This is a genomic window from Streptomyces sp. NPDC012835, assembly GCF_042900885.1.
Classification (GTDB): domain Bacteria; phylum Actinomycetota; class Actinomycetes; order Streptomycetales; family Streptomycetaceae; genus Streptomyces.
The window spans coordinates 1-12,593 of the sequence record NZ_JBIBBW010000005.1; the positions used below are offsets into that span (position 1 = coordinate 1).

7 protein-coding genes and 1 rRNA gene are annotated in these 12,593 nt (G+C 72.9%); 3 read left to right on the forward strand and 5 right to left on the reverse strand.

Annotation, left to right across the window (positions count from 1 at the left end; all coding sequences use genetic code 11):
* Together ACFY6S_RS21405 and ACFY6S_RS21410 are read right to left on the reverse strand one after the other, a co-directional pair.
* Positions 1-92: ribosomal RNA gene (locus ACFY6S_RS21405) — 16S ribosomal RNA — on the reverse strand; the annotation flags it as partial.
* A gap of 712 nt (positions 93-804) precedes the next feature.
* Positions 805-1,374, reverse strand: a complete 570-nt coding sequence (locus ACFY6S_RS21410) for a MarR family winged helix-turn-helix transcriptional regulator (protein ID WP_388823912.1) — start codon at positions 1,372-1,374, stop codon at positions 805-807.
* Positions 1,375-1,469: 95 nt separating this feature from the next.
* Here ACFY6S_RS21410 and ACFY6S_RS21415 point away from each other — a divergent pair, with 95 nt between their 5' ends.
* Entirely contained in the window at positions 1,470-2,786 is a 1,317-nt protein-coding gene (locus ACFY6S_RS21415) for an MFS transporter (protein WP_388824811.1), read from the forward strand.
* A gap of 17 nt (positions 2,787-2,803) precedes the next feature.
* On the opposite strand, the gene ACFY6S_RS21420 is transcribed toward ACFY6S_RS21415, so the two are convergent.
* On the reverse strand, positions 2,804-4,627 hold the full coding sequence (locus ACFY6S_RS21420; RefSeq protein ID WP_388823914.1) for a SpoIIE family protein phosphatase: 1,824 nt from the start codon (positions 4,625-4,627) through the stop codon (positions 2,804-2,806).
* A 203-nt stretch (positions 4,628-4,830) separates the two neighbouring features.
* The gene (locus ACFY6S_RS21425; protein WP_388823916.1) at positions 4,831-6,222 is read right to left on the reverse strand and encodes an NAD(P)/FAD-dependent oxidoreductase; all 1,392 of its coding nucleotides are present in this window, start codon (positions 6,220-6,222) and stop codon (positions 4,831-4,833) included.
* A 323-nt stretch (positions 6,223-6,545) separates the two neighbouring features.
* Between ACFY6S_RS21425 and ACFY6S_RS21430 the strand changes: the two genes are divergently transcribed.
* Complete coding sequence (locus ACFY6S_RS21430; protein ID WP_388823918.1) at positions 6,546-7,406, forward strand: TetR/AcrR family transcriptional regulator; 861 nt, start codon at positions 6,546-6,548, stop codon at positions 7,404-7,406.
* A 366-nt stretch (positions 7,407-7,772) separates the two neighbouring features.
* Positions 7,773-9,947, forward strand: coding sequence for a sigma-70 family RNA polymerase sigma factor (locus ACFY6S_RS21435; RefSeq protein WP_388823920.1), 2,175 nt, complete (start codon positions 7,773-7,775; stop codon positions 9,945-9,947).
* Between the two features lie 416 nt (positions 9,948-10,363).
* Here the strand turns inward: ACFY6S_RS21435 and ACFY6S_RS21440 are convergent, their stop codons facing one another.
* Positions 10,364-12,469 carry an asparagine synthase-related protein gene (locus tag ACFY6S_RS21440; protein WP_388823922.1) on the reverse strand — a complete coding sequence of 702 codons (2,106 nt, stop codon included), beginning with the start codon at positions 12,467-12,469 and terminating at the stop codon, positions 10,364-10,366.
* Positions 12,470-12,593 lie beyond the last annotated feature (124 nt).

Consider the following 12,593-nt stretch of genomic DNA (forward strand, 5'->3'; position numbering starts at 1 on the left):
CTAATCCACCCCGAAAGGCTTCATCGTTCGACTTGCATGTGTTAAGCACGCCGCCAGCGTTCGTCCTGAGCCAGGATCAAACTCTCCGTGAATGTCTGCTCGTAATCGAGCCACACGCACGGGAGCCGGAACCACCGGTCGGAATAAGACCCGTGGTTCACAGCGTCCTCGCTGTGTTTTTTCTTCAAAGGAACCTCAACCCGCCGGAGATCCGGCAGGTCGGGGTATCAACATATCTGGCGTTGACTTTTGGCACGCTGTTGAGTTCTCAAGGAACGGACGCTTCCTTTGTACTCACCCTCGCGGGCTTTCCTCCGGGCGCTTCCCTTCGGTGTTTCTTTGTTTTGTTTCCGTCTTGCGTTTCCGACTCTATCAGACTCTTTCGTGTCCGATTCCCCGTCGGAGCGGGGTTCGCTTTCCAGTTCTTCGCTCTCGCGTTTCCCTTTCCGGCGGTTCCGACTCTACCAGATCCTTTCGGGCCTGATTCCCAGTCAGAGTGGGCTGTCGTCCGGGCTGTTGGGCCCTTCCGACGTCCCAAACACTAGCGGATTCCGCAGGCGACTCATAATCGAGTCTTCGAAATGAATTCCGGCATGCCGAAATTCTTCCCGGCTGGGAGATCTTGCTTGGTTTGAGTGCCGCCGACGCGGCTGGAGTGGCTGCCACAGATCCGTGTCGGCTCCGTGACAACTCGAAGAACCTTACGGATCGCCCAGGGGCCTGTCAAACGCGGTCCTGGTCACTCGCTCCGGTGCGCTCAGGCCGCTCTGGAGCGCTCCGGAGCGCTCCAGAGACCGTCCCGGGTCACTCCAGGCCCGTCAGGCGTCCGCCGGCATCCGGCTGCGCGTGCTCCACGCGGCGCAGCAGGCGGATGAGCATCTCGCCGAGCACTCCGCGCTCGTCGCCGGAGAGGTCCTGGAGCAGTTCCTCCTCGAAGTCCGAGGCCATCCGCATCGCCGCCAGCCACTTCGTACGGCCCTCGTCCGTCAGCTCGACGATGACCCGCACCCGGTTGTTCTCGTCGCGGTCGCGCGTCACCAGGCCCTCGCCCGCCATGCGGTCGATGCGGTGGGTCATCGCGGCCGGGGTGAGGCCCAGGCGCTTGGCGAGTTCGCCGGGGCCCAGGCGGTAGGGGGCGCCGGCGAGTACGAGGGTCTTGAGGACCTCCCACTCCGCGTTGCTGATGCCCAGGTCGGAGACCTGTCTGCCGTACGCGACGTTCATCCTGCGGTTCAGTCGGCCGAGCGCGGAGACGACCTTTTCGACCTGGGGGTCGAGATCGCGGAACTCGCGCTGATAGGCGGCGATCTGCTCGTCGAGGCTCGGCTCCTGGAGATCCGGTGCGCCGGGCTTCTCGGGGGTGGTCTCTGGCATCGGGGCAGTATGCCACGCACCTCTCCTGGCGTTGAAGTCCTTCGATGTGTACAGTTCACCTTCTAAGTTTAGCTTTGAAGTGTTGAGGGGTGAGTGTGACCAGGGCGATGGGCGCAGCGATGCGCCGGATCCAGGCGGGGAACGCGCTGAGCGCGTTCGGGCTGGGATTCACGGTTCCGTATCTCTATGTGTATGTGGCTCAGGTACGGGACCTGGGCGCGAGTACGGCGGGGGCCGTACTGGCGGTCTTCGCCATGGCCGCGCTGGTCGTGCTGCCTTTCACCGGCCGGGTGATCGACCGGAAGGGCCCGGTGCCGGTGGTGGTCGGGGGCGCGGTGCTGGCGGCCGTGGGGGCGCTCGCCATGGGGTTGTCGGGCAGCGTGCCGGCCGCCGTCGTCTCCGCCGGGCTGCTGGGCGCCGGGACCGCCGTCATGCAGCCTGCGCTCGCCACGATGATCGTCTGGTGCTCGACACCGGCGACGCGGACCAGGGCGTTCGCGACCCAGTTCTTCCTCGCGAACCTCGGGCTGGGGGTCGGTGGTCTGATCGGCGGGCAGCTCGTCGACGAGAGCCGGCCGGGCAGTTTCCTGCTGCTGTTCTCCGTCGAGGCGGCGATGTTCCTGGTGCTGGCCGCCGTGGCCGGTACGGTCCGGATGCCGCGCCCCGTCGCCGATGTGGCGCCCGCTGACGTGCTCGCGGAGGAAGGCCCCCGCCCCGGGCTGCGGGCGATGCTCCGGCACCGGGCCATGGTGCAGCTGTGTGTGCTGGGCTTCGTGGTGTTCTTCGCCTGCTACGGGCAGTTCGAGTCGGGCCTGGCCGCGTACGGCACCGAGGCGGCCGGGATCGATCCGTCGACGCTGGGCATCGCGCTGGCCGCCAACACGGCGGTGATCGTGATCGCGCAGTTCGTGGTGTTGCGGCTGGTCGAGCCGCTGCGGCGCAGTCGGGTGATCGCCGCTGTGGGGCTGATCTGGGCCTTCGCCTGGATCATCGCCGGATACGCCGGGCTCGGGGACGGCAGCCGGACGATGGCGACGGCCGCGTTCATCTCCACGTACGCCCTGTTCGGGCTCGGTGAGGCGATGCTGTCGCCGACCGTGGCCCCGCTGGTGGCGGATCTCGCGCCGCCGTCGATGATCGGGCAGTACAACTCGGGGTTCGCGCTGGTCAAGCAGCTCGCGCTGGCGGTCGGCCCGGCTGTGGGCGGGCCGATGGGGGCCGCGCTGCACGGCCCGTACATCCTGACGTTCGTGTTGTTCTCGCTGGGCATCACCGTGCTGGCGCTGCGGCTGGGGCGGCGGCTCACGCCCGTACAGGACCGGCCGGCGCTCATCTCCGCTTCGCGGGTGGTGGCGCGGCACGCGCCGGAGGCCGGGACGGAGAGCGCGGGCGAGCTGGCTTCCGCTCGCTGAGCCCCGGCGCCGCGCCGTCAGTGCGGCAGGGCGAACTCGCACCAGACGGCCTTGCCGCCTCCCGGTGTACGGCGGGTTCCCCAGGACGAGGCGATCGTCGCGACGATCGAGATGCCCCGGCCCGCCTCGTCGGCCGGCTCGGCGCGGCGGCGGCGCGGCAGATGGTCGTCGCCGTCCGTCACCTCGATGATCAGCCGGCGGTCCGTGCGGCGCAGCCGCAGGCGCATGGGCGGGGTGCCGTGCTGGAGGGAGTTCGCCACCAGCTCGCTGGTGGCGAGGACGCCCAGATCGCGCAGTTCCACGGGGAAGCGCCAGGAGGCCAGGACCCCTGTCGCGAAGGCGCGGGCGCGCGGGGCCGCCTCGATGCCGCCGAGCAGGTCGAGCGCCGCGTTGTGGAACAGCTCCGCTTCCGCTCCCGTACGGGCGGGGTGCTGGAGGACGAGCACCGCGACGTCGTCGTCGTGGTCGTCGGTGATGCCCAGGGAGCGGATCAGCCGGTCGCACATGACCTGGGGTGATCCCTGCGCGCCGGACAGGGCGCGGGCGAGGGAGGCGACGCCCTCGTCGATGTCCTCTCCTCGACGCTCGACAAGGCCGTCTGTATAGAGGACGGCGGTGGAGCCGGGCGGGAGGGGGATCGTGCCCGAGGTGTGGAGCCAGCCGCCGGTGCCCAGGGGCGGGCCCGTCGGGTCCTCGGCGCGTCGGACCGAGCCGTCGTGCGCGCGCACCAGGATCGGGAGATGGCCGGCCGAGGCGTATTCGAGCAGGCCCTCGTTGGGGTCGTGGACGGCGTAGACGCAGGTCGCGATCTGGCTGGCGTCGATCTCGGCGGCGAGTCCGTCGAGGAGCTGGAGGACTTCGTGCGGCGGCAGATCGAGCCGGGCGTAGGCGCGGACGGCCGTGCGCAGCTGGCCCATGACGGCGGCGGCCCGGACGCCCCGGCCCATGACGTCGCCGATGACCAGGGCCGTACGGCCGGCGCCGAGCGTGATCACGTCGTACCAGTCGCCCCCGACGGCGGCGTCCTCGCCGCCGGGTCGGTAGGTGGCGGCGACGCGCAGGTCGTCGGGCTGCTCCAGCTCCTGCGGGAGCAGGGAGCGCTGGAGGGTGACGACGGTGCTGCGGTGGCGGCGCTCGCTGGCGCGCAGCCGCTCGGCGGCTTCCGCGTGGTCGGTGACATCGGCCGCGTAGATGAGGATGCCGTCCGTGCCCCGGCAGTCGACCGGGGTGCAGGTGACCGTGTAGGAGCGGTCCGCGCGCGGGCCGGGCCCGGCGGCGGCGGGCGGCGCGGGGTCGCGGACCGGCTGCTCGGCGGAAACGGGAGCGGGAGTGGGAGCGGACGCTGGAGCGGGAGCGGCCGGTGGCGGCGACGCGGGTGCCTGGGCCTGTGTCTGGGCCTGCGGCTGCGCTTGGGCCTTGCGCGACTTGACGGTGCGGGGCTTGCCGCTGCGGAGCACCTGGTCGAGCAGCGGGAGCAGGCCCAGCTCCGCCAGCTCGGGGCAGCTCTCGGCCGCGGCGGCTCCGGGCGGGCGCGGGCCGAAGGCGGTCGCGTAGGCGTCGTTCACGTACGCGACGCGGTGTTCGGGTCCGTACACCAGGGCGACCAGGGCGGGCAGCTCACCGAGGAGGTCGCGCACGGACAGGTCGTCCAGCCGGGGAATGTCCGTCGCGGACGTGGACCGCCGCTCGCGCTCACCACCCGTACCCCGGGGCCGGTCCCTGTCCTCGTGCTCACCGCGCTCGTACTCGCCACGGGCCGCCGGCACGGAACCCCGGTCCGTCCGCGCGGCGGCGGCGCGCCACGTACCGGGGAGGCGGGCGCTCCAACGCGTGAAGTTCACGGATTCTCATGCCTCATGGTGTCGGGATGGTGTCGTGTCGCCGTACGTCGCCGCCGCCGGTTGAGCGCGCCGCGCCTGGATGAATCACTCTGTGCAGATGTGAACCCACCTATGGTCACACGTCCAGTGTGACCGACCGTACTGACAGTCGCCTCTCGCCCTGTTCGGATCGCTGCCTCCGGTTGTCGCTCGGACGGCTGACCTCACCTGTCCCGCCGGGGCTCGCGGCCTGCGGCCAGTTCGAATTCGGCACGCGGGTGCTCCAGTGAGCCGAGGGAGACGATCTCTCTTTTGAAGAGGCCGGAAAGCGTCCACTCCGCGAGTACGCGGGCCTTCCGGTTGAAGGTGGGGACGCGGCTGAGGTGGTAGACGCGGTGCATGAGCCAGGCCGGATAGCCCTTGATCTTACGGCCGTGGACATGCGCGACCCCTTTGTGGAGGCCGAGGGAGGCCACCGAACCGGCGTACGCGTGACGGTAGTCCCGCAGAGGTTCGCCGCGCAGGGAAGCGACGATGTTCCCGGCGAGAACTTTGGCCTGCCGTACGGCGTGCTGGGCGTTGGGCGCGCATTCCTTGGCGGTCCCGTCGGACGTCAGGTCCGGTACGGCGGCGGCGTCGCCGGCCGCCCAGGCGTGTTCGGTGTCCTCGACGGAGAGGGCGGCCGTGCAGCGGAGCCGGCCGCGGCCGTCCAGCGGCAGATCGCCGGCGGCGAGGACGGGATGCGGCCGGACGCCCGCCGTCCACACGACCGTACGGGCGGGGAAGCGGGCGCCGTCGCTCAGCACGGCCACCCGGTCCTCGCAGGACTCCAGGCGGGTGTCGAGCCGTACGTCGATATTGCGGGCCCGCAGCTCGCGCACGGCGTACTTGCCCATCTCCTCGCCGACTTCGGGGAGTATCCGGCCGGTGGCCTCGACGAGGATCCACTTCATGTCCTCGGCCTTGATGTTGTGGTAATAACGCGAGGCGTAGCGGGCCATGTCCTCCAGCTCCGCGAGGGCTTCGACGCCCGCGTAGCCGCCGCCGACGAAGACGAAGGTCAGCGCGGCGTCGCGGATCGCGGGGTCGCGGGTGGAGGAGGCGATGTCCATCTGCTCGATGACGTGGTTGCGCAGGCCGATGGCCTCTTCGACGGTCTTGAAGCCGACGGCGTGCTCCGCCAGCCCGGGGATCGGGAGGGTGCGGGCGACGGAGCCGGGCGCGAGGACGAGTTCGTCGTAGCCGAGGTCGACGGTGCCGGTGCCCTCCGCCTCGGTGCCGAGGGTTTTGAGCGTGACGGTGCGGTCGGCGTGGCGGATGGCGGTGGCCTCGCCGATGACGATGCGGCAGCCGGGCAGCACGCGTCGGAGCGGCACCACGACATGGCGGGGCGAGATGTTCCCGGCGGCCGCTTCCGGGAGGAAAGGCTGATAGGTCATATAGGGGTCGGGCGTCACCACGGTGATCTCGGCTTCGCCGCTCTTGAGTTTCCGCTGGAGGCGCAGCGCGGTGTACATCCCGACGTAGCCGCCGCCGATCACCACAACGCGCGCCGCGGGCGGGGGTGCGGGGGTCTTCCCCCGAGAGATCTCAGCCTTCACCTTCCCATAACGCATCGGGCCCGGGTGTTTGTCCACAGGCGTGACACATTGTGTGACCGGAGGCCGTCGGGGACGACGTCCCGTCAGCGGACCGGGCCTCGCGGCAGGAACGCAGGTCAGCGGTGGCGTGGGGGGTGCCGGGAGACGGGCGAATCAGGCATCTTCCGGTCCTTGCTCCGATCGGGGGGCGCTCTGTGCGGAACCACCCTCTTCTGAATTGCCCCGGGCTCAACTATGTTCGTATCTCGACGGGGTGACGGGCATGTGACTGGACCGCACGCCCCGGCTGTCAGGGCGGGGAGTCTCCGGGGGGAGACATCATTACCGGGGGAACGCTTATGCATATTCAAGGTGCTCGTTGGCAAGCCGCTGTCGTCGAGAGCGGCGAGGGACGAGTGGGTGACGAGGGACGGTCAAGTACGGGTACGGGTACGGGCACTGGTGCGTCGGTCGCCGGGGGCGCGGGCGGGGCGGGCCCGGTGAGCCCGGCGGTTCCGGCCGGCTCGGCGGGCCCGGCGGCGCGTTCGGCGCCGCTGCGGGTGGACGCGCAGCGCAATCTGGAGCATGTACTGCGGGCGGCCCGTGAGGTGTTCGGGGAGCTGGGGTACGGGGCGCCGATGGAGGATGTGGCGCGTCGCGCGCGGGTCGGGGTCGGCACGGTCTACCGGCGCTTCCCCAGCAAGGACGTGCTGGTGCGGCGCATAGCGGCGGAGGAGACGTCCCGGCTGACCGACCAGGCACGGACGGCGCTCGGCCAGGAGGACGAGCCCTGGTCCGCGCTCTCCCGCTTCCTGCGCACCTCGGTGGCGTCCGGCGCGGGGCGGCTGCTGCCTCCGCAGGTCCTGCGGGTGAGCGTGGACGGGGACGAGTTGACGCTGCCGCGCACCGCTTCGGACGAGACACGGGTGCCGCACCAACGGCAGTCGGGTCACCCCGATTTACGAGTGGTCGGACCGCGCATCTCGGCTTCGGCGGAGGGGCTGGACGCGCCGGGAGCGGTCGAGTTGCTCGATGTCGTGGGCCAGTTGGTGGACCGGGCGCGGGGAGCGGGTGAGCTGCGCGGCGATGTGACCGTGGCGGACGTCCTGTTGGTGATAGCCACGGCCGCCCCCTCGCTGCCGGACGCGGCACAGCAGGCGGCGGCCTCGGCGCGGTTGCTCGACATCCTTCTGGAGGGGCTGCGGTCGCGGCCCGCGTGAGGGGAGCGGGAGCGCGGCCGGTGCGCGTACCCGCCGGGCCGCGCACCGCCGGGCCGCGCACCGCCGGTCCTCGTGTCGCCGGTCTTCGTGCGCGGCTGGTCCGCGTGCCGTCGGTCCTCGTACCGCCGGTCTTCGTCGGCCGGTCTTCATCGGGGGGTCTTCGTCGGCCGGTCCGGCTCTGCTCCTCGAACAGCCCTACCGAATAGGGCCGTTGATCCTTCCCCGAATGGGTGAAGGTTAATGACCTGATCAGGGAATCCGCCCCGGACGAGTGGTTGACGGTCTCGAACCCTCCGGGCCGCATGGCGCGCTGTGGCACTCTGGCCCGGTGTTTGGGTCGGAGCGGTGCGTACGGGAGCTTCCGCGATGAGCGGTGACGGGCGGAACGAGCCACTCGGTGGCGGCGGTCGCGGCGGCAGCGGTCGCGGCGGCAGCGGTCGCGGTCATGGCGTCGAGCCCGGTGGGACGTGTGCCGAGTCCGGCGGGGTGCCCCCGTCCGAGCAGGTGCCGAGCCAGGGTGGCCCCAAGGGGGGCTCCGGGCCGGGTGGCCGCGATGCCCGCGCCGGTCAGGGCGAGGCGGAGGGCGGTGTGCCGCCGCAGCGGGGGCGGACCGATGTGCCCCCGCCCGCCGACCCGCCGACGCTCGAACTGACCGCCGTCCGGGCCACGGGCGGCACGGCGGGCCCCGAGACGCCCCCGGCGGACGCCGAGCTGGTCCAGCGGATGCGGGACGGCGACGACAGCGCGTACGCGGAGCTGTTCCGCAGGCACGCGGGGCCGGTGCGGCGTTACGCCCGCACCTGCTGCCGTGACGCGGACACCGCCGACGATCTGACCGCCGAGGTGTTCGCCCGTACGTTGCAGGCCGTACGCGGCGGAGCCGGGCCCCGGCAGGCGGTGCGGGCCTACCTGCTGACGACCGTACGACGGGTGGCGGCGACCTGGACGAAGTCCGCCCGCCGCGAGCAACTGGTCGAGGACTTCGCGGTGTTCGCGGCGCAGGCCACGGACTCCTCGGAGATGCCGGAGGCGGAGACCCTGGAGCTGGGGGCGGACGTCCTGGCGATGCACGAGGCCGAGCGGTCGATGGCCGTGCAGGCGTTCCGCAGCCTGCCGGAGCGCTGGCAGGCGGTGCTCTGGCACACCACGGTGGAGGAGGAGTCGCCGAGCCAGATCGCGCCGCTGTTCGGGCTCTCCGCCAACGCCACGGCGGTGCTGGCCAGTCGGGCGCGCGAAGGGCTCAAGCAGGCATATCTCCAGGCTCATGTGAGCGCCTCGCTCACCTCGGCCGGCGACTGCTCCCGGTACGCCGACCGGCTCGGGGCGTACGCGCGGGGCGGGCTGCGCATGCGCGCCGAGCGCGGGCTGCGCAAGCATCTGGAGGAGTGCGCGCGGTGCCGTCTCGCCGCCGGAGAGCTGGCGCACGTCAACTCCGGGATTCCGGCGCTGCTGCCGGTCGCGGTGATCGGTTGGTTCGCGGCGGGCTACTCGCTCAAGGCGGCGGGGATCGTGGCGGGCGGCGCGGTGGGCGCCGCGGGCGCCGGAGCGGCGGCCGCCGCGACCGGCGGGTCCTCGGCTCCCGGCGCAGCCTCGGCCACCGGTGAAGCCGCCGGGAAGGCCGCTGGGAAGGCCGCTGGGAAGGCCGCTGGGAAGGCCGGCGGCAAAGCGGCTGCTAAAGCCGCCGGTAAAGCCAGGTCCGAGGCGCTGGGGGCCCCGGCGAAGGCCGGGATCGCGGCGCTCGTCGCCGCGGCGGTGGCGGGCGGTCTGCTGTGGGCGCTGTCCGGCGGCGACCACAAGCCCGCGCCGAAGCCGGAGGCGAAGCCGCCGGTGGTGCAGCCCGTCGTACCCCAGGAGCCGCCGCCCTTCCCCGAGCCGTCCCCGCCGGAGCCGACCCCGCCGTCGCCCACACCGGCCCCGGCCTCGAAGCCGCCCGTACCCGCGGCGCCCCCGGCGAAGCCCACACCCACACCCACGCCCACCCCCGAGCCGAAACCCACGCCCACGCCGACGCCCCGGCCCAGCGCCCCCGCGCCCCCGTCCGCGCCTTCCAAGCCGGCTCCCCCGCCCGCCGAGTCCACCCCGAAGCCCCCGTCGCCGACGCCCGCTCCGGCCGTCTACCAGGTGAACCAGCTGTCGTACAGCCTCACCGGGGACGGCTCGAAGCCCGAGGTCCGGCTCGGGGAGAGCAGCTGGCTCTGGCAGCGCTCCGCCGTCTCCATCGGCGGCACCCGCTACGGCCACGGCGTGACCACGCAGGGCACGGCCTCGGTCACCATCGACCTGAACCGGAGCTGTTCCGCCTACGCCGCGCTCGTCGGTGTCGACGACCTGACACTGGGCCGTGGCTCCCTGCGCTTCTCCGTGTACGGCGACACGGAACGCCTCTGGCGCTCCCCGGTCCTCAGCGGCGGTGACGCGGCCGTCCCGGTCGAGGTCGGCATCTCGGGCCGGCGCACCCTCCGGCTGGTCGTCGAGCCGAGCACCGCGTTCGACGTGGTCGCGCTCGCGGACTGGGCGCACTCCCGGATCAGTTGTCGCTGAGACGGATTCCGCTGAAGGGGTCTTGCTGAGACGGACCCCGCTGAGACAGTCGCTCCGGCACCGGCCGCGCGCGAACGATTCCGCACGGCTGCGTCCGGCCCCCCGACCCGGCGCCCCGCGTCCCACCAGTCCCACACATTCCACCCGCCCCACGCGACCCACACGCCCCACGCGTCCCCGCCGGGCGGGCGGGACACGGGCCGCGCGCGAACGATTCCGCACGGCTGCGTCCGGCCCCCCGACCCGGCGCCCCGCGTCCCACCGGTCCCACATATCCCACCCGCCCCACGCGACCCACACGCCCCACGCGTCCCCTGCGTCCCCGCCGGGCAGACGGGACACGGGCGGGCAGCGTACGGGCCGGGCAGGACACAGGACGGACGGGACACGGGCCGGGCAGGCGTCGAGGATCGGGCCTACGACCGCAGCGTCGGGCGCGCGGTCACGCCGCCCGCCACCGCGCGCTGGCGCGGCGCCGCCGTCCCTGTCCAGCAGGTGCCGCGGCGGGAGAGCAGGCGGCGGAGCCAGAGTTCGGTGGAGACGAGGTCGGCGAGTCCGTCGAGCGGGACCGGTTCGCCCTCGGCCGCCGCCCGGAGCGCCTTGCGGACGACGCGCGCCTCGACGAGTCCGGCGTCGGCGAGGAGCGGCGCGTCGAAGAGGGTGATCAGCTCGCCCACGGCGGCGCGCAGGCCGGTACGGGTCGCCGCGGCGGAACCGGCGCGCGAGGTGGCGCCCCAGCCGGGGGGCAGGTCGTGGATGCCGGTGTCGGCGAGGACCGTACGGAGGACCTCCGCGCGGGCGCCGGGCTGGACGCGGAGGGCCTCGGGGAGTTCGCGGCAGGCGCGTACCACCTGGTTGTCGAGGAAGGGCGCGTGCAGCCGCTGGCTGCGGATCTCGGCGGCCTGTTCGAAGACGCGGTGATCGGCCGCGAGCCGGGTGAGGGCGGCGCGGGCGCGGGATTCGCCGGGGCGCTGGACGGAGGTGGGGCGGGTCGCCGCGGTCAACAGGCGAACCGATACTTCCGCCAGTGCCTCCCCGGTGAGCCAGCGCGCCGCCGGCCCGGGTCTGGACCAGGTGAGGGCGGCCAGCGACGCGTTCAGGGGGCTGTCGGAGACCGGGGAACGGCGGGATCTGTTGGCCTCGGGGAGGCGGGCGGCGGCCTCTTCGAGACCGGTGCGGTACGGGGTACGGGCGAGTCTTCGCGCCGCGCGGTACACGGTGAGCGGGAGCAACAGCGAGGCGGGCGAGGGGCCTTCGGCCTTGGCGAGCGCGCTGACCGGTTGCAGCAGATGGCGTCTGCGCCGGTCCAGCAGCAGGTCGGCCATGCGCGCCGGATGCGCGTCGAGCACCTCGCGGGCGCCCGCCCCGGTGAAGTGGTCGGCGCTGCCCGCCGCGAGCCGGCGGCGGTGCCGCTCGGCGGTGACCAGGGAGGGGCCGGGCTCGTCGGTGAGCGGCCCCTCCAGCTCCGCGTACGGCAGGGCCTCCTCGCCCGCCGCGACGACGACGTGGTGCAGCCGGGGGTTGGCGGCGATAGCCCTGGCCCGTTCGAGTTCGGCCTCGTCACGGCCCGCGCTGGACAGGTCGTTGAAGGTGACGGCGAGCAGCCGCTCCCCCGCGCCGGTGCCGTGTCCCAGGACCGTGCCCGGCGCGCCCGGCAGCCCGGCGGCGAGCAGCGCGAGCGTGCCGGACGCGCTGCCGCCCGACAGGTCGGCGCCGATGCCGGGCACCGGGCCGCCGCGGGCGGCGCGCCGTTCGGCGGGGCCCATGCCGGGGACGGGGCCCGGGTCGGGCGGCAGGGTCTCGGGCGCGTGACGCGGAGCCAGCAGCCTGGCCCGTACGGCTTCGACGAGCGCGTCCCGTACGCCCTCGACGGCGCGGTCGGCGTCCTTCTCCGGTCCGGCGACCGCGAGCGAGGCGACCGGCTCGTACCCGGTGATCTCGCGCGAGCCCTCGCGCAGCACCAGCGCGTGCCCCGGCGGGATGCGCTTGACGCCGTCGTACGGGGTGGAGTCGCGCAGCGCCTCCGGGGTCTCCGGGCAGGCGAGGAGGGCGGCCAGATGCCCGATGTCGAGCTGGGCCTCGATGAGGTCGGCGAGGGGCAGGGCGGCCGTGGCGTACGCCGTGCCGTTCGCCCAGGGGGTGTAGAAGACGGGCCGCGCCCCCGCCAGGTCCCCGGCGACGGTGATCCGGCGCCCGATCTGCGCGACGGCGGTGTAGCTGCCCGGCCAGGCGGTGAGATGGCGCAGCGCACCGCCGCGCGCGGCGAACAGACCGACGCGCAGCTCCTCGTCCGTGGCCCCGCAGCAGCCGAGCACGGCCAGCCGGGTGAAGGGGTCGACGGTGACGACCCTGACCTCGTCGGGCCGCCAGTCGCCCACGGCCCACAGCGGATCGGGGTCGCCCCACAGGAGTTGGGAGCCGACGGGATGCACGCTGCCGCTGTCGGAGTCACCGACCGGGCCGACGGCCCCTGCCGTGCCGAAGCGCGCGGCGATACTGCTCCATCCCACCAACCAGCGCATCGCCGCCTCCACAGCCTGTGGACAAGTCCCTTCCCGGGCCGCAGGATCGAGACCGGGAGACGGGTCGGACCAGCTCCGGTCGCACCCGTTCGGGAACATGCTGCCACGACAACGGCGCGCGGGA

Coding starts and splice junctions, on each gene's coding strand:
- ACFY6S_RS21410 (WP_388823912.1), bottom strand. CDS start 1,374: ATGCCAGAGACCACCCCCGAGAAGCCCGGCGCACCGGATCTCCAGGAG.
- ACFY6S_RS21425 (WP_388823916.1), bottom strand. CDS start 6,222: ATGCGTTATGGGAAGGTGAAGGCTGAGATCTCTCGGGGGAAGACCCCC.
- ACFY6S_RS21430 (WP_388823918.1), top strand. CDS start 6,546: ATGCATATTCAAGGTGCTCGTTGGCAAGCCGCTGTCGTCGAGAGCGGC.
- ACFY6S_RS21435 (WP_388823920.1), top strand. CDS start 7,773: ATGAGCGGTGACGGGCGGAACGAGCCACTCGGTGGCGGCGGTCGCGGC.
- ACFY6S_RS21440 (WP_388823922.1), bottom strand. CDS start 12,469: ATGCGCTGGTTGGTGGGATGGAGCAGTATCGCCGCGCGCTTCGGCACG.